Genomic DNA, 20,107 nt, shown 5'->3' on the forward strand with positions numbered 1-20,107 from the left:
GCCCATGCGCGTCGAGTGCCCGCACGCGGAGCGCTGCACGGGCTGCCCACTGATTGGCCTGGACTACGCAGCGCAGCTGGAGAAGAAGCTCGCCACCCTGCGCTCCGCGCTCGCGCGCTTTCCCGCGCTGGCTCGCCTGCCCGTGGGGGCGATGGTGGCAGCCGATCCGGTCAGCGGGTACCGCGTGCGCGCCAAGCTGGTCGTCGGCGCTGGCGGGGCCATCGGGCTCTACGCCGCCGAGGGCCACGAGGTCCTCGACTTGCCGGAGTGTCGCGTGCTCACGCCGGAGGTCGCGGCCGAGGTCGCCGCGCTCCGGGAGCTCTGCCGAAACCCACCCGCTGGCGCCGGCAAGCTGCTGGTGCCGCGCGCCGACGGCGGCGTGCTCTCGGGCGTGGACGTCCGCGAGGCCCGGGCCGGCGGCGTGCGCCTGCTGGTCACGTTGATCGTCGAGGGCGGCCGGGCCGGCACCGACGCCGAGGCGGCCGTCGCCGCCAGGGCCATCATGGAGCGCGAGCCGAAAGTGGCGGGCGTCGCGCTCAGCGTGCGCGGGTCGGGCCCGCGCCTCTTGGGCGGGGCGCCGCGCACGGTCGCCGGAGCCAGCGAGCTGCCCGACGAGATCGACGGCGTGGCACATCGAGCCACCCCCGGCGCGTTCGTGCAGACCCATCGCGGGCAGGCGGCGCGCTTGCACCAAGCCATTCGCGCGGCGCTGGGATCGGCGTTGGGCTCGCTCGCCGGGCGCCGAGTCTACGACGTGTATGGTGGCTCCGGCGCCATCGGACTGATGCTGGCGCGGGCCGGCGCAGAGGTCACGTTGGTGGAGTCGTTCGCGCCCGCCGCGCGCGCCGCGCGCGGCGCCGGCCTCGCGGTGATCGCCGACGACGCGGAGCTCGTGCGCGCCGAGGGGCGAGTCGACGCCGTGGTGGTCAACCCGCCGCGGCGCGGGCTCGGGCCGCGCGCGCGTGCCGCGGTGGCTTCGGCGAAGCCAAAAGCGGTCGCCTACGTCTCGTGCGCTCCAGACACGCTGGCGCGGGACCTCGACGCATTCCTGGTGCTCGGATTTTCGCCGCGGTTGCTGAGCCCGTTCGACATGATTCCGCTGTCCGAGCAGGTCGAGACGCTCGCGCTCCTGGAGCCCGGGCCGCGCCCGTCGCCGCGCGTGCTGTTCGAGAACGGCGACCTGATCGTGATCGACAAACCGCCGCACGAGCCGACCACGCCGCAGGGCGAGCACCCCTTCAGCCTGCTCGAGCGCGTGCGGCGGCTGCCGGGCGCGGAGCGAGCCGTGCCGCTGCACCGGCTCGACCTCGAGACCAGCGGTGTGATCGTGTTCGCCAGAGACGGGGAGAGCGCGGCACGCTGGCAGCCCGCCTTCACGGGGGAGGGAACCCAGAAGCGCTACCTGGCTCTGGTGCGGGGCGTCACCCGGGCGAAGGGCGCCGTGAACCGCGATCTGCTCGAGGCCGGGCGCGCTCGCGCGGCACACACCCGCTACCGGCGCGTCGAGGTCGCCGGCGGCCACAGCCTGGTCTTCGTCGAGCCGCGCGAGGGCAGGAAGCACCAGATTCGTCGCCACATGGCGGGGCTGGGGCACCCCGTGATCGGTGACGCTCGCCACGGCCACGGGCCCACGAACCGACACTTCGAGGAGAAACACGGGCTCGACCGCCAGCTCTTGCACCTCGAGCGGCTCGAGCTCGGGCAGCCCACCGGCGGCCCTCCCATCCAGGTTTCGAGCCCACTTCCGGGTGACTTCATTGCAGTCCTGCAACGTCTGGGTTTCCGGAACGCACGGGCGGGAGAAATCGGCGACTAGGCGCCGGATTCTGTTACGCTGAGAGCCCGCTTTCGGCGATGTCACAGCTCGACCTCGGACCGCTCGACGAGAGACCCCGCGTTCTCGTCGTCGATGACGAAAAGTTCATTCGCGACATCCTCGCCGACTTCCTCGGCATGGAAGGCTACGTCGTGCGCACGGCCGAGGACGGCTCCGCGGCGGTGACGGAGCTCTCGCGGGCCAGCTACGACATCGTCATCAGCGACCTGAAGATGCCGCGCATGGGCGGGCTCGAGCTCTTGAAGGAGCTGTCGCACGCTCACCCCGATACCATCGCAGTGATCATGACCGGCTTCGGCACCGTGGAGACGGCCATCGACGCGATGAAGCGTGGTGCCTACGACTACATCCTGAAGCCGTTCAAGGTCGAAGAGATCATCCACATCGTCCAGCGCGGGCTGGAGAAGCGGCGGCTGGCGGCGGAGAACCTCCGGCTGCGTGAGGCGCTGTCGCTGTACAAAGTGAGCGAGGCCATCGCGGCGAGCCTCTCGCTCGACGAGGTCATCGCCACGGTGACCGACAACAGCTTGCACGAGGTACGCGCCGACGTCGTCTCGACCTGGCTCGACGACGGCGAGGGCAGCTTCTTCGAGCGCAGCGCCACCCGCGCCGCGCCCCTGCCGCGCGACGAGTCCATCGGGCACTTCAAGCCGGACGCGGTGGTCTCGCGGCTCAAGCAGGGAGGCCCCATCGTCGAGCACGACGCGCGGGCGGCGGAGCTGTTCGCGGAGCTGCCGAGCCGTCCGGTCTCCAGCGTGGCGGTCGTGCCGATGAAGATGCGCGAGCGGCTAATCGGCTGGATCGGCGTGGTGTCGCTGACCTCGAGCCGGCGCTTCGACGAAGGCCAGCGCAAGCTGCTCAGCATCCTGGCCTCGCGCGCCGCGGCGGCCATCGAGAACGCGCGCCTCTACGAGGACCTGCAGGCGACGTTCAAGCAGACCATCAAGAGCCTGGCCCGCACCATCGACAAGATGGATCGCTACACTGCCGGCCACTCCGAGCGCGTGGCCATCTACTCGGTGGCGCTGGCTCGCTGGCTGGGGCTGTCCGAAGACCAGATCGAGGTGGTTCGCCACTCCGCCTTGATGCACGACATCGGCAAGGTCGGCTGCGTGATGAACCTGAACAAGCCGGGCAAGCTCACGCAGGAAGAGTACGAGATCTTCAAGAAGCACCCGGTCTACGGCCGCGAGATCCTCGACCCGATCAAGTTCTTGGAACCGGTCATCCCGGGCGTTTACCTGCACCACGAGCGCTGGGACGGTCGGGGCTACCCCATCGGCCTGGCCGGCGACGACATCCCGCTGATCGCGCGCATCATCTCCGTCGCCGACACCTACGACGCCATGACCAGCGATCGCGCCTACCGCCGGGCGTTGCCGCACGAGGTCACCGTCAACGAGATCACGCGCTGCTCCGGATCGCAGTTCGACCCGGACGCGGCCGGCACGTTCACCGAGAAGATCGAGGTGTTGCGCGAAGAGATGCGCGACGCCGGCGAGCCGATCCCGGAGTGAGCGTGCGCCGGCAGCTCCACGGGGCGTGGCTCGGACGGCGCCGCTACGAAGACGTGCACGAGCTGCAGAAGCAGCTCCAGGCCGCGCGCCAGGCCGGTCAGATCCCCGACACGGTGCTCTTGCTCGAGCACGAGCCCGTCATCACCCTGGGCCGCGGCGCCAAGGCCGACAACGTGCTCTTGCCGACCGAGCTCTTGAAGGCCGCCGGCGTCGATCTGGTGGAGACCGGACGCGGCGGCGACGTCACGCTGCACGCCCCGGGACAGCTGGTCTGCTACCCGATCTTGAGCCTGGCTCCGGATCGGCAGGACGTGCGCCGCTACGTCGCGGATCTCGCCGAGACGATGCGACGCCTAGCGCTGCGCCACGGCATCTCGTCCGGACCCGTGGAGGGGCTGATCGGCGTGTGGGTGGACAAGAGGTCTCCGGGCGAGTTCCGCGGCAGAGAGCACGCGCTCCACCTCGCCAAGCTCGGCGCCATCGGCGTGCGCATCTCGCGCTGGGTCACCATGCACGGCTTCGCGCTCAACCTGACCACCGACCTCGAGCTGTTCGGCATGATCGTGCCGTGCGGAATCCGTGACTACGGGGTGACCAGCGTGGCCGAGCTCACCGGAGAGCAGCCCGACGTGGCGGTCGAGGCCCGCGCGGCCATCGAGGCGCTGGCCGAGGTGCTCGACGCCGACGTGGCGAGCTTCGAGGACCGAGCCGGGGACGCGGAGCTCTCGGCCGGTCGCTCCGCGACCATCAGGTAGTTCGGCGAGCTCTTCCCGTCCGGGTGCGCCACCAGTGTCGGCGAGAGTCCCAGCGACTCCAGCTCGCCGTGCAGGGTCGCCGGCTCGATCAGCGTGAGGATGGCACCGCGGTTCACCCCGGCCCGCGTGCCCAGGCGCTCCGCCCATAGGGCCACGCGGCTCGCCAGGCCGCGGTTCGGATCGAGCTCGCGCACGAGCAGGCGTCCGCCCGGTCTGAGCGCCGCGGCCGCGCGGCGGAGCAGCGCGCGTTGGGCTTCGCCCGGCAAGTAGTGGAGCACGTCCACGAGCAGCACCGTGTCGGCGGCACCCAGCTCCGCGCTCGTCACGTCGCCCACTGAGGCCTCGCCCGCGCCACCCGCGGCGTGCCGCAGGAGCTCGACCTTGCGCTCGTCCCAATCGAACCCTCTGAAGCTGCTGGCGGCGCCGAGCTCGACCAAGAACAGCGCGAGCTGGCCGCGCCCGGTCGCCACGTCGAGCACTTCGCCGAAGGCGCCGCCCAGGCCGGCGACCTGTCGCACCACGGGATCGCTGGCGAGCTTGGCGGCCACGTAGGCGCGATCGCCCCGAGGCGCGCGCGCGTAACGCATGACCGTGCGATCGATCGCGTCGTCCACTCGAGCGTCCCGCGCTGGGGGATCACGGCGCACGACCAGCGCGGCGGCCGCGGCGCCGAGCAGCGCCAGCACCGTCCCCGTCGCCAGCGAGCCCACGGCGGCCTGCGCGACGAAGCCGGAGACGCCGGTCGCGCGCGCCTGCTCGATGCTGAACGGCACGAAGTGACCCTCGAGGATCAGCGCGCCGACCTGCACCTCCGCGGCGATCAGGAACGGCGCGAAGAACGGGTTGGAGATGTTCGCGGCGACGTACGCGGTCACCAGGTCGAGCGAGAGCGGCACGCACACCGCCACGCACAGCGGAAAATGCAGGCCAAACAGCGGGAGCGAGCCGATGAACAACCCCGCCGCCACCGAGCCGGCAGCTCGCCTCCGCGTGAGGCGTCCGCCGCGCAGGCGGCGCCAGAGCCGCGCCCACTTCATGGCGAAGCGGCGCGCTCAGTCGCCCTTGGCGGGCGGGGCCTCGCTCTTCTTGGGGTTCTTCGCGATGCGTAGGTAGGTCTGCGCGCTCTTGTTGTCCGGGTCTTGGGCGACGACGGCTTCGAACTCGGACACCGCGGCTTCGTTCTCGCCGCCGGAGAGCATCAGCACGCCCAAGAGCAGACGCGCCTGGAGGTACTTCGGGTTCGCCTCCTTGGCTGCAGCGAACTTCTCCCTGGCGCGCGCAGTGTCGCCGCTGTCACGGTAGAGGACGCCGAGGCGCGTCAGCAGATCCGCGAAGGTCGGGCACAGGACCGTCGCCTTCTCGAGCTCTCGAATGGCGTCCACCGTCATGCCGACATCGAGGTATGCCTGCGACAGCTCGGCGTGCATGTTGGCGATCTTGCCCTTGGCGAAGGGATCGAGCTCTCTGCCCTTCTCCTGACCGCGGCTGCGCATCTGCGCGTACAGCCGTCGGGCCTCGTCGTATTTCCCGAGGTCGTTGTAGGTGACCATCAGGTTGAGCTGCGCTTCGGTGTAGTTCGGGTTGATCTGCACCGCGCGCTCGAAGTGGCGCTCAGCTTCGGCGAAGTCGCCGCGGCTGTGCACGATCACGCCGAGCATGTGGTGGACGTCCGCGAACTGGTCGGCCTTGTCGGCCACCTGTCGGAGCAAGTACTCGGCCCGGTCGTACTCGCGGTTTTGGTAGTGCTCGCGGCCGAGCAGCAAGAGCTGCTTCAGGTGGTCATCCATCTCGGTGAACAGTCTCCCGGAAATTCGGGCTCGGGGAAAAACCCCTTGGTCCGGCCTCCTCCTCTATCACTGCTCCTGGCCGGCTTGCTCCGTCAACGAGCCGCTGCTACGCCCCGGCCGTGGCGGCTTCAGGGACACGCCACGTCGGCCGGGTCACGGACCCACTAGCGCGCGACGATGGCGAGACGGAGCCCGAGCTCGAGCTCGAGGCGGATGTTTCCTCGGGGGAACGTGCGCCCGCAGAGCCGGCCGCGCCCGGTGCGCCGGCTGAAGCTCCTGAAATCGAAGCGGAATCTCCGGTCGTCGAGGAGGCCCCGTCGCCCGCGCCGGAGGTGGCCGAGGCCAGCTCCGAGGGGGTGCATCCGGTTCGCGCCCGACTGCTCGCCCGCGCAGCGGTCGCTCGGACCCGCGCTCCGAGGCCCCCCGGCGGGGTCGACGAGGTCGGGCAGGCGAGCCGCGACGCCGGCGAGCTGGACTCCCTCGGCCCGCTCGGCGGCCCACCGTCGGCGCCCGTCGCCGGAGGCCCGCTCTCCCTGCGACCTCGCGCGCCGCTCTCGCCGAACATGATCGCGGTCTTCGGGACCCTGCTCGGGCTCGCGACCGTGGCGTCGATCATCGCGCTGGTGATGCGCGTCGGAACCGCGCCGACCGCGCCGGCGTCGTCGGCGGGCGCTGCCGTCGAGACCCCCGCCGCCGCCGAAGCCCCGAGCGCCGTTCCCAAGCGCCAGCGTGTGAAGCTGCCGGGCCCGTGGCGCGTGAGCGACGCGAGGGGCGAGGCCGGCGCCCGAGTGGTCGAGGGAAAGATCGGAACAAACTCGTTCCTGAAGGCCGTCGAAGACGCCGGAGTGGACAAGAAGGAAGCCTATCGGGTGTTCAACGCGCTCAAGGAGCTCCGAAACCTCGACAAGTGCGAGCGGAGCCACAGCTTCCTTGCGCTCGTCGACCGGGCGAGCTCCCGCGTGAAGGCCTTCGAGTACGTGGTGAACAAGGAAGAGGTGTACCAGGCGCGCGAGGCAGCCACGGGCGAGCTCGCGGGCAAGCGCCTCGACTTCAAGATCGAACGCGCCCAGGTCAAAGGGTCCTTCGTCGTGGACGGCGACGTCGATGCCTCCGCGGAGAAGGGCGGCCTCGAGCGCGGGCTCGCCAGCGTGCTCACGAAGGCGCTGGACGGCCACATGAGCCTGGACGACCTCGAGCGCGGCGACGTGGTGCGCGTCGTGGCCCAAGAGATAACGGTACTGGGTGAGTTCTCGCGCTACGCCGGCATCGAGGCGCTGGAGATCCGCCGCGCCAACGACAAGGACAAACCCTTCCGCCTCTACTACCACCGGGGGCAAAGCGAGCGCGGCTATTACGACGACAAAGGACGTTCGCCCTACGAGGGCGGCTGGCGCAAGCCGGTGAAAGACGCCCCCATCACCTCGCGCTTCAACCCGAAGCGACTGCACCCGGTGCTGAAGAAGGTGATGCCGCACACCGGCACCGACTTCGGCGCGCCGACGGGTGCTCCCGTCGGCGCCTCGTCGTACGGCACGGTGAGCTTCATTGGCCCGGCGGGTCCGAGCGGGAACCTGGTCAAGATCGACCACCCCGGCGGCATCGAGACGGGGTACGCGCACCTCTCGCGCTTCGCCGAGGGGCTGAAGGTGGGCGACAAGGTCAAGCGCTTGCAGCTCGTCGGCTACGTCGGCTCCACCGGTCGCTCGACCGGGCCGCACCTGCATTTCACGGCGAAGAAGAACGGCGAGTTCTTCGACGCCGAGACGCTGAACCTGGACGGCATGCGCGTCATCGGCAAGGACGAGCGCGACGCCTTCGCGAAGGTGAAGCAGCAATACGACGAGCTTCTCGACTCCGTGGCGCTGCCCGCCCCGCTGCCGACCAAGCCGGCGGTCGCAGCCCCGGCGGACAGCACGGATCCCGCCGAGGGTGACGACGAGTTCGCGAGCGGCGGCCCAGAGCCGACCGGCGCGGCGCCCGCCGCCGCTGCGCCCACGGGGGCCCCGGCCAAGACGCCCGAGCCGGCGGCGCCCAAGGCCGGCAACGCGGTCTACCTGACCGACAAGGACCTGCTGAAGGCCCAGGGCGCCAGCGACGACGGCGAAGTCTCGGAGTGAGTCGGGTCAGTTGTCAGGGTGCACCACCGCCCCGCCGGTCACCTCTCCCGACCACTTCGCGCGCATGGCGTCGTGGATCCGGGCCAGCGGAAAGCGGTGCGACACGTGCGGGTGGAGCTCGCCGCGCTCGGCCCACTCCAGGATCTTCGCCAGGCGCGGCGCGCGGATCGAGGGATCGTTCAGCGTGGCGATGACGGTCGGGCAGCCGAGCACGTCCAGACCCTTCATGATGATCAGGTTGGTGGGCAGCTGGTTCACGTTGGGAGCGCCGCGTCCGCCCTTGCCCTTGGCGACGAACGGCGTCGAGGCCCAACCGACGATCAGGAAGCGCGCTCCGAAGCGCGTGCAGCGCAGGCTCTCGACGGAGAGCGCGCCGCCCACGCCGTCGTAGACGACGTCCACGCCGCGGCCTCCGGTGAGGGCCTTGACCTGGTGCCTGAAGGGCTTCACGCCGGCGCCGTCGCTCTCCGTCACGACCAGGTGATCGGCGCCGTGCTGCGCGACCAGCGCGAGCTTCTGGTGGGAGCGTCCGGTGGCGATCACGGTCGCGCCGCTCAGCTTGGCGATCTGCACGGCAGCCAGACCCGTGGCGCCCGACGCGCCCAGGATCAGCACCGTCTCGCCCGCCGCGAGGCGCCCGCGGGCGATCAGACAGTGATACGCCGTCTCGTAGTTGCCGAGCAGGTTGCAGCCCTGATCGAAGTCGAGCTTGCCCGGGATGCGCAGGAGCGCTTCCACGGGCGCCACGGCGTACTTGGCCCAGCCGCCCCAGCGCTGGTGCGCGCCCAGCGAGCGCGGACCGGTGAGCGCGCCATCGGCGAGCACTCGGTCGCCGAGATCGAGACGATCGCCCACTGCGCTGCCCTTCCAGACCACGACGCCGGCGTACTCGAGGCCGGGTGTGTAAGGCGGCGCCGGCACGTGCTGGTACTGCCCGCTGGTCATGATCAGGTCCACCCAGCCGACGGAGGCGCTCTTGACCTCGACCAGCACGTCCGTCGACGCGAGCGTCGCCGGATCCGGCGCTTCTTGGGCCACGACGCTGACGAAGCGCTCGATGGCCTCCACTGGCGTCTCGGCCAGCTCCGAGACGACGACCTTCTGGCCCGGCGAGAGGGACGACATGAAACCCCGAGCCTACTCCCGGATCGCGTCCTGCGGGCGTAGCATCGTCCGGCGATGGCACGGGCGTATCTCGGTGTGGACGTGGGGACGGGCAGCGTGCGGGCCGGGCTGTTCGACGCCTCGGGGGCGCGGCTGGGGATCGGCGTCGAGCCGATCCTGATCTTCCGTCCCGAGGAAGACTTCGTGGAGCAGTCGTCCGACGACATCTGGCGCGCCGTCCAGGTCGCGGTGCGAGGTGCCATGAACGAAGCGGGGCTCGGACCGAGCGACGTCGCGGGTATCGGCTTCGACGCCACCTGTTCGCTGGTGGCGCTCGACGGCGCCGGGCAGCCGCTGAGCGTGAGCCCGACGAACCGGGACGAGCAGAACGTCATCGTCTGGATGGACCACCGCGCCACCGAGCAGGCAGCGCGCATCAACGCTCTGGGGCACGACGTCTTGCGCTTCGTCGGCGGCGTCATCTCCCCGGAGATGCAGACCCCGAAGCTGCTCTGGCTCGCGGAGCACCACCCGACGGCGTGGCAGCGCGCAAAGTCGTTCCTGGACTTGCCGGACTTCCTGGTGTGGCGGGCGACGGGTGAGGACGTGCGCTCGCTGTGTACGACGGTGTGCAAGTGGACCTACGTGGGCCACGAGGGCGGCTTCCGCGAGGACTACTTCCGGCAGGTCGGCCTGGGAGCGCTGGCCGACGAGGGTTGGGCGCGCATCGGCACCCGCGTGCGCCCGATGGGTGAGCGCGCCGGAGGGCTCACCGCGCGAGCGGCGGAGGAGCTCGGGCTCGCGGCCGGTACGCCGGTGGGCGTCTCGATCATCGACGCGCACGCGGGTGGCCTCGGGCTGCTCGGCGCGCCGCTCGACGGGCGGGCGCCCGACGCCGAGGGGCTCGAGAGGCGCGTCGCGCTGATCGGCGGCACCTCGAGCTGCCACATGGCGGTGAGCCGCGAGCCGAAGTTCGTGCCCGGGATCTGGGGCCCGTACTTCTCGGCGATGATCCCGGATCTCTGGCTGACCGAAGGTGGCCAGAGCGCCACCGGCGCGCTGATCGACCACGTGATCGAGAGCCACGCGCGCGGGGCGGAGCTGGCTACGGAGGCGAGCCGACGGGGCGAGAGCGTGTACGCGCTGCTCAACGAGCGTCTGGAGGCCCTCGCCGGTCGCGCGCCGTTCCCGGCGGAGCTGACCCGCGAGCTTCACGTTCTGCCGGATCACCACGGCAACCGCTCGCCGCGCGCCGATCCCACGCTGCGCGGCATGGTGAGCGGGCTCCGGCTCAGCGACAGCGTGGACTCGCTGGCGCTCGCGTATCTGGCGACCATCCAGGGCATCGCCCACGGCACGCGGCACATCCTGGACACCATGAACGCCCACGGCTACCGCATCGACACCATCCTGGCCTGCGGCGGTGACGTCAAGAACCCGGTGTTCGTGCGCGAGCACGCGGACGCGACGGGCTGTCGCATCGTGCTGCCGAAGGAGCCCGAGGCCGTGCTGCTCGGCTCCGCCATCCTGGGTGCGGTGGCGTCGGGCGACTCACCGAGCGTGCTCGAGGCCATGGCCAAGATGAGCTGCGCGGAGCGCGTGGTCGAGCCGGCGGGCGGCGCGGTGGCGAGCTATCACCAGAAGAAGCACGCGGTGTTCCAGCGCATGTACGCCGATCAGATGGCCTACCGCGAGCTGATGAAGTAGCGGCGCTTCAAGGCGCCGGCGCGAACGTGATCGGCACGCGCAGCTTCGCCGAGCCGCCGACGGGAGCCTGGAACTTCGCGTCCGCGACTCGATGCACCAGGCAGGCGCCGACCGACGCTGGCAGCGCGCCGGTCACCTCGTGAAGCGTCGCCTTGGCAACTTCGCCCGAGGCACCGACGTGGAGATCGAGCACGACCTTCCCGGCGGCCTTCGGATCAGCGCGTAGGCCAACCAGGTAACACTGCTTCAGCTTCGCGCGCAGCCTGCCGAGGACCTTCTGCGCATCGGGCAAGGCTGCTACGCCGATGACGCTGCCGAGCACGGCGTTTCCTTTGGGCGCGGGCGCCTTCTCGGGGGTGTCGAGCGGCCGCGGCGCGCCGGGCGGGACGTTCGGCGGCATCTTCGGCTCCACATACCCCGGCGGCGTGACCCATGCGTCGGCCTTCTTGCCGTCCTCCGTCACGTCTGCGACGACCCAGCGCAGCGACGGATCGAGCTCGAACAAGAGGTACACGAGATCGCACTTCCGCTCCCCTTCGCAGAGGATGTCCACCACGACCTGGACGTGGTTGTCGTGACGGCGCAACGACTCGCGACGCTCGGCGCGGAACTTCTTCCCAGCCTGCTGCGCGAAGCTCCCGCACTCCTTGGCCCAACAGTCGGCGCGGCTCGCGCCCTGCTGAGCGGCGAGGTCACCGGCGTTGGCGGCGGCGAGGTACGCGTCGACGGCTCGCACGAGCTCCGAGCTCACGCCCGGCGGAGAGTCGATGACGGGTGCAGGAGGCGTTTCGGGGGCGACTTCGCTCGCTGCGAAGATCGCGTCGCTCGCACCGGCGTCGGTGGCGGGCGCTGACATCGGGACGGGGCTCGCCTGCGGTGTCTCGGGTCGAGGCGCGCACGACGCCAAAGCCACCACGAGCGTCAGCTCTCCGCGCCGCACCTGACGAGTCGTACCAGAGGTCGGCCGCCGGAGAACGAGCCCCCGCGGCGCTGAGCGCACCGGTGCCCATGGCGCACGTGCAGCCGCAGTAAGTAGGCCTCGGTAAGAATTTGTGCGAGACAGTACGATAAACACCTACACAAGCGCACTTCGATGAGCTAGGTTCCGCGCCGTGTCCAAGACCTTCGCCCTGGTGTGTTTCGCTCTGCTCGGTGTCGGCTGCGCATTGGGCGAGGAAGTCTCCGACGACAAGAGCGCCGTTGCCGCGGCAGAACCCGCCGCTGGCGCGGGTGGTGAGCCTGGGAGCTCCGAGGGCGGAGCCGCCGGCCTCGGTGCCGCGGGCGCTCCCGACGACGGCACCGGAGGCGACACGCCGACCTCGAGCGGCGGCGCGGCCAACGCGCAGGGCGGAGACACTGGCGGCTCGGCCGGCGCGCCGCCCATGTGCGCGAGCGGGGAGAAGCTCTGCGATACGGGCTGCGTCGAGCGGACGCCGGAGGTCGGTTGCGGCTCGGTCGGTTGCACGCCCTGCAACAAGCCGCCGGCGAACTCGAAGCCGACCTGCGACGGAGCGCTGTGCGACTTCGAGTGTTTGCCCGGGTTCGTGCGGAGCGGCTTCGCGTGCGTGAGCGAGCAGGGCGGTGGCACCGGTGGCAGCGGCGGCTCGGGCGGCAGCAGCGGCAGCGGTGGCGCCGCGGCCGGCGGCTCCGGCGGTGGTCTGAACGTCTGCGTCGCGCCCTGCACGCCCAGCGATCCCACGTCGCAGTTCCTGTGTGTCGCCGCCTGCGTGTCCAAGGGCGGAGTGGGGCTCTGCGCGCCGGCGCTCAACTGCTGCGTGTGCGGCTGAGCAGTCAATCGTGGAGCGGCGCCGTGGTGACGGCGGTGCCGTAGCCCAGCATCAGTCCGACGAAGCCCTCGTGGGGCTGGTGAGTCCAACGCAGGTCGTACTCCGCGAACGCGGAGATCACGAACAGACCGAAGAACATGCCGAGCTCAGCGCGCGGGCCCAGCGCGCCGATGCTCGTGTCCCCGTCCACGACGCCGAGCTCGATGGCCGTCGCGCCGACCCGGGCGTAGGGCGTCGTCCAGGCGGAGTGCAGCCAGTAGAGGTGGGGTCCCAGGCCGAGCTGCTGCATGTCGCCCGTCCACTTGACGCGCACGTCGCCACCGGGTCCGAGGTGCTCCGCGCCATCGGCGCCGATGTTCAAGCCACCGGCGGCTTGCACCGCGGCGCCGTAGCGCCCCGCTTCGAACCGTGCCGAGGAGACCGCGCCCGCTTGCGCGTCCGCCATCAGCGAGAAGCAGCCGGAGCAAGACAGTGCCAGCGAGGGCGCGAGCCAGCGGATCATCCTCAGCCGCTCCTTCGTTCCCGCAGCTTGTCCAGCGCCATCGCCACCAGGATGATGCCGCCGGTCAAGATCTCCTGCACCCAGTTGGGCAGCCCCACGTGCGTGCAGCCGGTCTTGATCTCGGTGAGCAGGAGCGCGCCGAGCAGCGCGCCGGCGATGGAGCCCCGCCCACCGGAGAGCGAGCCGCCGCCGATCACCACGGCCGCGATCACCTCCAGCTCGAGCCCGATCGAGTCGGTGGGATCGCCGACCGTGAGCGTGGAGAACTCCATGACTCCGGCCAGGCCGGCGAGCGCGCCGGCGAGCACGTAGACCATCACCGTCACCCGGCCCACCGGCACGCCGCACAGGCGCGCCGTGAGCACGTTGGAGCCGACCGCCACCACGTGTCTCCCCGGGCGTGTGTAGGCGATGAAGGCCGAGAAGATCAGCGCCAGCCCGAGCGCGATCCAGACGCCCGTCGGGAGCAGGAAGCCGCCGTGCTGCCCGCCCGGCAGGCTCATCAGGCTCTCGAGCCCCTTCGGGTCGGCGTCCACCTTCTGCTCGTTGGCCAGGCCCTTCGCGACGCCGCGCAGCGCGCTCATGCTGCCGAGCGTGACGATGAAGGGCAAGAGACCCAGGCCCGAAACCAGCAGCCCGTTGATTGCTCCGACGCAAGCGCCCAGCGCCACACCGCCCGCCGCCGCGGTCCAGGCGCCACTGCCGCCGTCCAGCATGCGCGCGACGATCACCGTGGTCAGCGCGACCGTCGAGCCCACCGAGAGATCAATCCCACCCTGGATCATCACCAGCGTCATGCCGACCGCGGCGATGGAGACGACCACGGTCTGGCGCGCCATCGTCAGCACGTTCACCGAGCGCGTGAACGTGTCAGGGGCGAGCAGCGCGAACAACACGTAGACGGCCACCACCGCCAAGAGGGGCCCGAGCCAGGGTTGACGGAAGAGCTGCCTCACGCCGCACCTGCCGCTTCCCGCACCAAGCGGTGCTCGTCCAGCTCGCCCACCGGCAGAGCCGCGCCGAGCCGGCCGCGGTGCAAGACCGCGATGCGATCGCACACGGCCAGCAGCTCCGGGAACTGGCTCGACACGACCAGCACCGCCCTCCCGCCCTCGGCAAGCTCGTCGATGATCCGGTAGACGTCGGCGCGGCTCTTCACGTCGATGCCGCGCGTCGGCTCGTCGAGCAGCGCCACGTCCACCTCGTGGAACAGCAGGCGGGCGAGCGCGACCTTCTGCTGGTTGCCCCCCGAGAGGTCTCGCACCGGCTGGTCCGGGCCGGAGGTGCGGATGCCGAGGCGCTCGATGAAGCGCTGCGCGGCGGCGCGCTGCCCCCTCGGCCAGATCCAGGCCGGGAGCTTCGACAGGGTCAGGTTCTCGCGGAGCGAGAGGTTCTCCGCCAAACCCTCGCGCTTGCGATCCTCGCTGAGCAGCCCGACGCCGTCCGCCAGGCGCTGGGCGGGCGACGCGGGACCGACGCGCGCGGCCACTCGCAGCTCTCCGCTCTTGACGCGCTCGAGGCCGAAGATGGCGCGCAAGAGCTCGCTGCGCCCCGAGCCGACCAGCCCGGCGATGCCCAACACCTCGCCGGCTCGAAGCTCGAAGCTGGCCGCCACCGGCAGGCGCATTCCGCTGAGGTCGCGCGCCGAGAGCAGCACCCTCCCTCCGACACGGGGCTCGGCCCGACGGCGCTCGTCGACCGCATGTCCGGCCATCAGCTCCACCAGCTCGCTGGTCGAGGTCGAGGCGATCTCGCCGCCGCCGGCGTTCGTTCCGTCGCGGAGCACGCTGAAGCGATCGGCGATGCGCCGCACTTCTTCCAGGAAGTGGGAGATGTACAGGATGGCGATGCCGGAATCCGCGAGCCGGCGCACCACCTCGAACAGGCGCTCGACCTCCGGAGCCGCCAGGCTGGCGGTCGGCTCGTCCAAGATCAGCAGGCGGCAGTCGCTCTGTGCGAGGGCGCGCGCCAGCGTCACCAGCTGAACGTCCGCGGCGCCGAGCTCGCTCGTGCGCAGCGTAGGGGAAATGTGTGGCGCGACCAGAGCCAATGCGCTGGCGGCGTCGGCGCGCAAACGCCGCCGGTCGATCGAGCCGAAGCGCGTCGGCTCGTGACCGAGCAGCACGTTCTCGGCCACGTCGAGGTGGGAGCACACCGCCGGCTCTTGATGGACGATCGCCACCCCGGCGCGTCGCGCCTCCGCCGGCGAGCGCGGGGCGAACGGCTCGCCGTCGAGCTCCAACGAGCCCGCGTCGGCGCGCAGCACCCCCGACACGATCTTGGTCAGCGTGCTCTTGCCCGCCCCGTTCTCTCCGAGCAGCGCGTGGACCTCACCCGGCCGGAGCTCGAGCTCCACCCCCGAGAGCGCTCGGGTACCACCGAAGGCCTTGCCGAGCCCGCGGACCGTGAGCCGTGGCGTCACTCTTTCAGCCACTGATCGAGCTCGGGCGCGAGGAGCTGCTTCATCTCCGGTTCGTTCATGTTCGCCTTGGTCACGAGCTTGCTGCCGGTGTCGATGCGGCGCTCGACCTTCTCGCCCTTCAGGTGCTGCACCATGGTCTTCACCGCCAGGTAGCCCATGTTGAACGGGTCTTGGAGCACCAGGCCCTCGATGCCACCGCTCTGGACTCCGGCCACCAGCTTCTCCGAGGCGTCGAAGCCCACGAAGCTGAGCTTGCCCGCGAGGTTCGCCTTCTCGACGGCGCGCAGCATGCCGAAGGTGGTGGACTCGTTCGGGGTGAACACGCCGGCCACCTTGCCGTCCGCCGCGCCCTGCGCGAGCAACAGGCTCTCGCTGGCCTTGTGCGCGGTCTCAGTGGTCGCGCCGCCGTATTGGTTGTCGGAGAGGATCTTCACCCCGGCGGCCTTCAGCGCCGCGAGACAGCCCTCCTCGCGATGATTGGTGCTGGCCGATCCCTCTTGATAGCGGAGCACGATGGCCCCGCCTTTGTCCTTCACCCGGCTGGCCAGGTGCGCGCAGCCGAGCTTGCCGGCGGCGCGGTTGTCCGTGGCGACGAAGCTCACGTGATCCTCCGACGCCAGGTCGGAGTCGAAGATCACGACCGGGATTTTTGCGTCCTTCGCCGACTTCACGCTGGAGACCAGCGCCTTGTCGTTGAGCGGCGCGAGCACGATGCCGGACACGCCCTGGGCGGTGAAGCTCTGGACCAGGTCGATCTGCTGCTTCAGATCGTCCTCCTTCAGCGGCCCCTTCCAGACGATGTCGACGCCGAGCTCACGCGAGGCCTTCACCGCGCCGGCGTGCACGCTCTTCCAGAACTCGTGGGTCGTGCCCTTGGGGATGACGGCGATGCGGAGTCGCTTGTTGTTCGTGCCGCCCTCCATGCTGTCCCACTTGTCGCGTTTGCACCCGGAGAGTGCCAGCGAAAGCAGCCCCACGAAGACCATTGCCCTTCCCACGCCGCTCGACATCGGCGGGAGGGTATCAGTCTTCGCAGGGGAGCGTGCAGACGCAGATGTGATTGTCGAGGCACTTGAAGTTCTTCGGGCACGGCGTCGTCTCGCAGGCCGACGGGAATCCTCTCGCGCCGTTGCAGACGTCTTCGCACCTGGGCTTTCCGGTCTTTGGGGCCGCGCCGCTCTCGCCGGCTCCGGCTCCGGCGTCGAAGTAGATGCCTGGTGCGGGGGCGCCCTTGGGCCAAGTCGCGGTGAGCACGCGCTTGCCGCGCGCGCTCCAAGTGAAGGCGACCTTGGCGTCCATGCTCTCGCGCAGCGGAAGCACGATGCTGGCGACGCCCTTTGCCTCGTAGGTGAAGTACTCCGGGTTCTTGGCCTTGGGCTCGACGATGCTCACGGTCTGGATCTGCGGTCCGGAGCTGCCGCTCGTGCGGCAGCTCACGCGCAACCACTCGCGCACCCGCTTGGTCTCGCAGCCCAGCGGCCCGGAGTGCCGGACCGTGATCTCCGAAGCCGCGTTCCACTCGGCGACGCTCGGCGGCTTGCTGCGCTCCGTCGGGATGCCCTTGGGCACGATCTCCTTGGCGATGGCTTCGAGCTCCGGCGTGTTCACTTCTGCTGCGCCGGGCTGGCCGCTGGCTGCGGCGGCGGGCGCCGCGCTCGAGGCAGCGGGCGCCGCGGCGGCGCTGGCGGTGGAGGAGGGGGCGGAGCCTTCGGCGCCTTGCTTGCAGGCGAGCAGGCCGAGCAGCGCCAGGCAGAGCGGCTGCAGTGGGGTTCGAGTGAGTAGCATCCCATCGTTTCTAGCCAAGGCTCCGCTGGGTGGAAAGCCGGCCGGCCGCAGGACATTTGACCGGAGGCGGGGCGCATGAGAAGCCTGCCCGATGCACTTCAGCCTTCGTCCCTTGCTCTGCTCGTTCCCTTTGGCTCTCGCGCTCGCCGTCGCCTGCGGCGGTGACTCGGAGAGCTCGTCCGGTGGCGGCGGAGGCTCCGGCGGCGCCACCGGCGGTAGCGGCGGCGCAGCGACCGGCGGCAGCGGCGGTAGCGGCGGCGCCACGGGCGGCAGCGGCGGCGCCACGGGCGGCAGCGGCGGCGCCACGGGCGGCAGCGCAGGCGCCTCCGGTGGCAGCGCAGGCGCCGACGCCTCCACGGGCGGGGCGGCTGGAACGGACGCCGGGACGGACGCGCCCGTGGACGTGGGCCCAGACGCCGACCCCGCTTGCGCTACCATTCCCCAGACCGCAACGGTCAAGGCGCACCTCAAGATCACCGCCGACAACGAGTGCGAGGTGTTCGTGAACGGCACCAGCGTCGGCACCACCAACAACTGGGCCTCGGCCGTCACCATCGACGTGTCCCTGAACGTCCACCCCAGCAAGAAGAACGTGATCGCGGTGAAGGGCACCAACACCTCGAGTCAGGCCGGCAACGATCGGGGCATCATCGGCGAGCTGACCATCGACGTGGCAGACGCCGGGACCGCCGCGCTGGTCTTGACCAATGCCTCGTGGAAGGCGTCGAAGACCCTGGTGGCCGGCTGGACCGACGTGACGTTCGACGACTCGACCTGGATGGCCGCAACCGAGATCGCCAACCACGGGGACGGTCCTTGGGGGAACATCCTGACGACCACCGGCGCCAAGTGGATCTGGACCGGGCTCATCCCGGCCGCCGTGAGCGACAAGCCGAACCTGGAGGACGCCTACGTGCGGCGAGCGTTCTACTTCGACGTCAGCGGAGCGGGGATTTCGAGTCAACCCGGCTGCCCGTGAGCTTCACCCTGAGCACCCCGACAGAGCACTTGTCAGCCGCGTCCCACGCACCTCGTGCAGTCGCACTCTGGCTGCACCGGGCCATCCGGGATCTCGGCGCCGCATTGCGTGCAGTCCCTGGGGAACAGGCCGGCGAAGTAGCGCGTGTAGGACTGCACCAGCGGGCCGTCCACGATCGACAGGCCGCACTCCGGGCACACGCAGTCACGGACGCCGAGCCAGACCACGAGCGGCGGTAGCGGCAAGAGCGGCAGGGCGACGATCGAGGCCACGGGCTCGAAGATCACGAGCCCGGCGAAGAAGAGCACGCAGGCCCAGAGCAGCAGGTTGTAGAACAGCGTCTGACGCCGGTAGCTCTTCCAGCCGGGGTGCAGCGGCCGGGCTGGAATGTGCTCGGGACGTGGGGCGGAACGATACGGGTTCATGCGAGGCTCTCACTTGTCGTAGGTGCCGTACTGCCGGGCACGGAACAGGTTGTCGCGGGCGGCGTCTCTGGCGGCGTCGCGGTGGTCGGCTCCCGGCGCCGCGGGTTGCGCGCCGCGCGCGAGCGCGCCTCGCTCCATGCGGACCCCGAGCGGAACGTCGAGGACCTGGCCGGCCTGGTACATGCCATCCAGGATCTGGTAGTCCTCGCGGTCGAGCTCGCGGCCGTGGAGCCCGGCGGCAAGGCCCTTGCTCGCCGCGATGATGGGCGCGATCACGCCCGAGCTCCGCACGGCATCGAGCGAGCGGTCATAACGTGCGAGGCGCTGAGCGAAGCGCTCCGCGGTGGAGCCGATGTCACCGGCGAGCGCGGGTTTGGCTGCGCTACCTCGTCTCGCGCCGGGGCCGCTGGCGCGCCCGAGCAAGCCTTCGTAGGCGAACTTTGCAGCGTCGAAGTCGGCGTTCAGATCGCGGAGCAGCGCCTTGGCAACCGAGGCCTGACGCTCCGCGTGCCAAACGGCGCCACCGAGCCCTTCGCGGAAGAGGCCGCGCTTGGCGTCGTCGAGGGAGCTCTTGCGCAGCGCGGCCGCGGCTCCCGTCCAGTGCCGGATGCTGCGCTCGAGCTCTGCCTTCGCCTGCCCGTGCTTCGCTTCGAGGGCCTCGATGCGCTTGCCCGCCTCGAAGCGCGTGGCCACCGGCGCCGCGGGCTCGAGCGCCGAAGTCATCGGCTTCACCACTGGCTTGCCAAGGGCGTTGCGGATCGCAGCCTCGTCGCTCTGGGTTGCGGCCGGCGGAGGGGCCGTCGGGGCCTTCTTGTACGTGAAGAAGGGTGACGGCAGCGCTCGCTTGGCCAGTGGGCTCAACGGAGCGGGCTCGGGACGCGGCTTCTTGGGCGCGGGCTGTGCCGCAGGCTCCGGCTCCGAGTCCCGCGGTACGGCGGCGGGCTCACGGCGTTCGATGCGGGGACCCATGGCGCCCCATCGGCAGCTGGCCGGCCCGAGTTGCGAGGAATCTCGAGCTCACGCGCTCGTGGTCTTGCTCACTCCGGGAACGTCTCCCACTGCCCGATGGCGCGGCGCTTCCTTGCCTTGGCCACCGTGAAGGCGTCCAGGGCGACGATGGCGCTGACGATGTAGCCCACGCCGCAGGAGGCGATCACCAGCGCCATGATCACGAGCCCTTTGGCGACCTGGCCCAGGATCACGTGACCGAGCCCGGGGGCGAAGACGCTGATCACGACCGCCAGGATGTCGGTGCCGTCGAGCTCGCTCTGCATGGGGGATGGGAGCGCTTCCATTTCGGTTCTCTCTCTGCCTTTCGCGGTGCGGCCGTCCGGGGCCGTCCAGGACCAGTTCGGGGCGGGCGGTGGGGATATTTCGAAGCAC

18 protein-coding genes are annotated in these 20,107 nt (G+C 70.5%); 6 read left to right on the plus strand and 12 right to left on the minus strand.

The genetic code is table 11. From position 1 onward, the window contains the following. Positions 1–4 precede the first annotated feature (4 nt). Both HS104_31325 and HS104_31330 read left to right on the plus strand, forming a co-directional pair. Entirely contained in the window at positions 5–1,816 is a 1,812-nt protein-coding gene (locus HS104_31325) for an RNA methyltransferase (protein MBE7484446.1), read from the plus strand. A gap of 38 nt (positions 1,817–1,854) precedes the next feature. Beyond that, positions 1,855–3,354: a response regulator gene (locus HS104_31330; GenBank protein ID MBE7484447.1), complete on the plus strand. Its 1,500-nt coding sequence runs from the start codon at positions 1,855–1,857 to the stop codon at positions 3,352–3,354. Between the two features lie 583 nt (positions 3,355–3,937). On the opposite strand, the gene HS104_31335 is transcribed toward HS104_31330, so the two are convergent. Both HS104_31335 and HS104_31340 read right to left on the minus strand, forming a co-directional pair. Then, the gene (locus HS104_31335; protein MBE7484448.1) at positions 3,938–5,146 is read right to left on the minus strand and encodes a DUF2062 domain-containing protein; all 1,209 of its coding nucleotides are present in this window, start codon (positions 5,144–5,146) and stop codon (positions 3,938–3,940) included. A gap of 15 nt (positions 5,147–5,161) precedes the next feature. Further along, a complete protein-coding gene (locus HS104_31340; GenBank protein ID MBE7484449.1) occupies positions 5,162–5,896 on the minus strand; it encodes a tetratricopeptide repeat protein in 735 nt (244 codons plus the stop codon). A gap of 1,175 nt (positions 5,897–7,071) precedes the next feature. Between HS104_31340 and HS104_31345 the strand changes: the two genes are divergently transcribed. Next, a complete protein-coding gene (locus tag HS104_31345) occupies positions 7,072–8,013 on the plus strand; it encodes a M23 family metallopeptidase (protein ID MBE7484450.1) in 942 nt (313 codons plus the stop codon). A gap of 6 nt (positions 8,014–8,019) precedes the next feature. Here the strand turns inward: HS104_31345 and HS104_31350 are convergent, their stop codons facing one another. Then, the gene (locus tag HS104_31350; GenBank protein MBE7484451.1) at positions 8,020–9,138 is read right to left on the minus strand and encodes an NADPH:quinone oxidoreductase family protein; all 1,119 of its coding nucleotides are present in this window, start codon (positions 9,136–9,138) and stop codon (positions 8,020–8,022) included. 54 nt (positions 9,139–9,192) lie between these two features. Between HS104_31350 and HS104_31355 the strand changes: the two genes are divergently transcribed. Further along, positions 9,193–10,824 carry an FGGY-family carbohydrate kinase gene (locus HS104_31355; GenBank protein MBE7484452.1) on the plus strand — a complete coding sequence of 544 codons (1,632 nt, stop codon included), beginning with the start codon at positions 9,193–9,195 and terminating at the stop codon, positions 10,822–10,824. Between the two features lie 7 nt (positions 10,825–10,831). On the opposite strand, the gene HS104_31360 is transcribed toward HS104_31355, so the two are convergent. Beyond that, complete coding sequence (locus HS104_31360) at positions 10,832–11,680, minus strand: AgmX/PglI C-terminal domain-containing protein (GenBank protein ID MBE7484453.1); 849 nt, start codon at positions 11,678–11,680, stop codon at positions 10,832–10,834. Between the two features lie 256 nt (positions 11,681–11,936). Between HS104_31360 and HS104_31365 the strand changes: the two genes are divergently transcribed. Then, positions 11,937–12,611 (plus strand): hypothetical protein, encoded by a 675-nt coding sequence (locus HS104_31365; protein MBE7484454.1) that lies wholly within the window; start codon positions 11,937–11,939, stop codon positions 12,609–12,611. A gap of 4 nt (positions 12,612–12,615) precedes the next feature. Here HS104_31365 and HS104_31370 read toward each other — a convergent pair whose 3' ends face one another. From HS104_31370 to HS104_31390, 5 genes are read right to left on the minus strand one after another with little or no spacing between them, the layout of a single operon-like run. Next, positions 12,616–13,113, minus strand: coding sequence for a hypothetical protein (locus HS104_31370; GenBank protein ID MBE7484455.1), 498 nt, complete (start codon positions 13,111–13,113; stop codon positions 12,616–12,618). Positions 13,114–13,115: 2 nt separating this feature from the next. Next, entirely contained in the window at positions 13,116–14,069 is a 954-nt protein-coding gene (locus HS104_31375; protein MBE7484456.1) for an ABC transporter permease, read from the minus strand. Then, positions 14,066–15,535, minus strand: a complete 1,470-nt coding sequence (locus HS104_31380) for a sugar ABC transporter ATP-binding protein (protein ID MBE7484457.1) — start codon at positions 15,533–15,535, stop codon at positions 14,066–14,068. The genes HS104_31375 and HS104_31380 overlap by 4 nt, the downstream gene beginning before the upstream one ends. Continuing rightward, positions 15,532–16,545, minus strand: coding sequence for a substrate-binding domain-containing protein (locus tag HS104_31385; GenBank protein MBE7484458.1), 1,014 nt, complete (start codon positions 16,543–16,545; stop codon positions 15,532–15,534). Before HS104_31385 ends, HS104_31380 begins: the two co-directional genes overlap by 4 nt. Positions 16,546–16,558: 13 nt before the next feature. After that, positions 16,559–17,320: a hypothetical protein gene (locus HS104_31390; protein ID MBE7484459.1), complete on the minus strand. Its 762-nt coding sequence runs from the start codon at positions 17,318–17,320 to the stop codon at positions 16,559–16,561. Positions 17,321–17,411: 91 nt separating this feature from the next. Here HS104_31390 and HS104_31395 point away from each other — a divergent pair, with 91 nt between their 5' ends. Beyond that, positions 17,412–18,299, plus strand: a complete 888-nt coding sequence (locus HS104_31395) for a hypothetical protein (protein ID MBE7484460.1) — start codon at positions 17,412–17,414, stop codon at positions 18,297–18,299. Between the two features lie 32 nt (positions 18,300–18,331). Here HS104_31395 and HS104_31400 read toward each other — a convergent pair whose 3' ends face one another. The 3 genes from HS104_31400 to HS104_31410 all read right to left on the minus strand — a co-directional run bounded on the left by HS104_31400 (position 18,332) and on the right by HS104_31410 (position 20,019). Beyond that, positions 18,332–18,724, minus strand: coding sequence for a hypothetical protein (locus HS104_31400; protein MBE7484461.1), 393 nt, complete (start codon positions 18,722–18,724; stop codon positions 18,332–18,334). 9 nt (positions 18,725–18,733) lie between these two features. Further along, positions 18,734–19,693: a hypothetical protein gene (locus HS104_31405; GenBank protein MBE7484462.1), complete on the minus strand. Its 960-nt coding sequence runs from the start codon at positions 19,691–19,693 to the stop codon at positions 18,734–18,736. Positions 19,694–19,761: 68 nt separating this feature from the next. Next, positions 19,762–20,019, minus strand: coding sequence for a hypothetical protein (locus HS104_31410; protein ID MBE7484463.1), 258 nt, complete (start codon positions 20,017–20,019; stop codon positions 19,762–19,764). Positions 20,020–20,107 lie beyond the last annotated feature (88 nt).

The sequence above is a fragment of the Polyangiaceae bacterium genome, assembly GCA_015075635.1.
Taxonomy (GTDB): Bacteria; Myxococcota_A; Polyangia; order Polyangiales; family Polyangiaceae; genus JADJKB01.